This is a genomic window from Streptomyces fulvoviolaceus (assembly GCF_000718165.1).
GTDB classification, from domain to species: Bacteria; Actinomycetota; Actinomycetes; order Streptomycetales; family Streptomycetaceae; genus Streptomyces; species Streptomyces fulvoviolaceus.
On sequence record NZ_JOEY01000152.1, the window covers coordinates 1 to 835 of the forward strand.

Annotated in this window: 2 protein-coding genes; both read right to left on the reverse strand. The window is 68.1% G+C overall.

What is annotated here, in order from left to right; translation table 11 throughout:
- Window positions 1-362 (reverse strand): SDR family NAD(P)-dependent oxidoreductase (locus IG08_RS0153250; protein WP_030622122.1); only part of this gene is annotated, 362 nt, incomplete at its 3' end.
- A gap of 163 nt (window positions 363-525) precedes the next feature.
- Window positions 526-835 (reverse strand): SDR family NAD(P)-dependent oxidoreductase (locus IG08_RS0153255; RefSeq protein ID WP_030622124.1); only part of this gene is annotated, 310 nt, incomplete at its 5' end.

The following is an 835-nucleotide window of genomic DNA, read 5'->3' on the forward strand; positions in this document are numbered from 1 at the left end:
ACGGGCAGGACGGAACGGGTGACGTTCATGGGCCCGAAGAGGTTGGTCTCGATCTGCTGGCGCATCTGGTCGGGCGTGATCTCCTCGAAGTATCCGGCGTAGAAGTTCCCGGCGTTGTTGATGAGGACGTCGATGCGGCCGAAGCGGTCGACGGCTGCCTGGACGGCGGCCTGCGCGTCTTCGGGGCTGGTGATGTCGAGCTTGGTGACCAGCAGGTTGTCCTGGGGTCCGCCCAGGGTCTTCTCGACTTCTTCGGGGCGCCGTCCGGTGGCGACGACGTGGTGGCCGGCGGCGAGGGCTTCGCGGGCGATGTCGGTGCCGAGGCCGCGTCCGGCGCCGGTGACGAGAATGACCTTGCTCATGAGGGGGTTCCTTTCAGGCGCCGTGATCGGCACCCGGAGTGATGTGCTGTGTGACGAAGTACCGAGTCGAGGAAGGTGGCCGAGCACTCCATGCCCACCGCGCGCTCATGCTGGCCAAGGCGCGCGCCGACGGCCCGCGGTGAATGGCGGGCAGGGGGTGCGGTCAGGCCTGGTCGGTGGGCATGATCCAAAGTTCGCCGACGGAGGCGTGGCGGGGCCGGGTGACCATGTAGGCGACGCCGTCGGCGATGTCGTCGGGGGAGAGGACCTCGGTCGTCTCATAGAAGGGCGTGATCATCGCGCCCTGGATCTCGGGCTTGTTGTGCGAGCCCAGCTCCGTGTCCACGCCGCCCGGCTCCAGGACGCCGACGCGGACGTGCCGCTGGGTGACTTCCTGGCGCAGGGACTCGGTGAAGCCGTTCACGCCGAACTTGGTGAGGTTGTAGACGCCGTAGCCGTTCCAGGCGACGCGG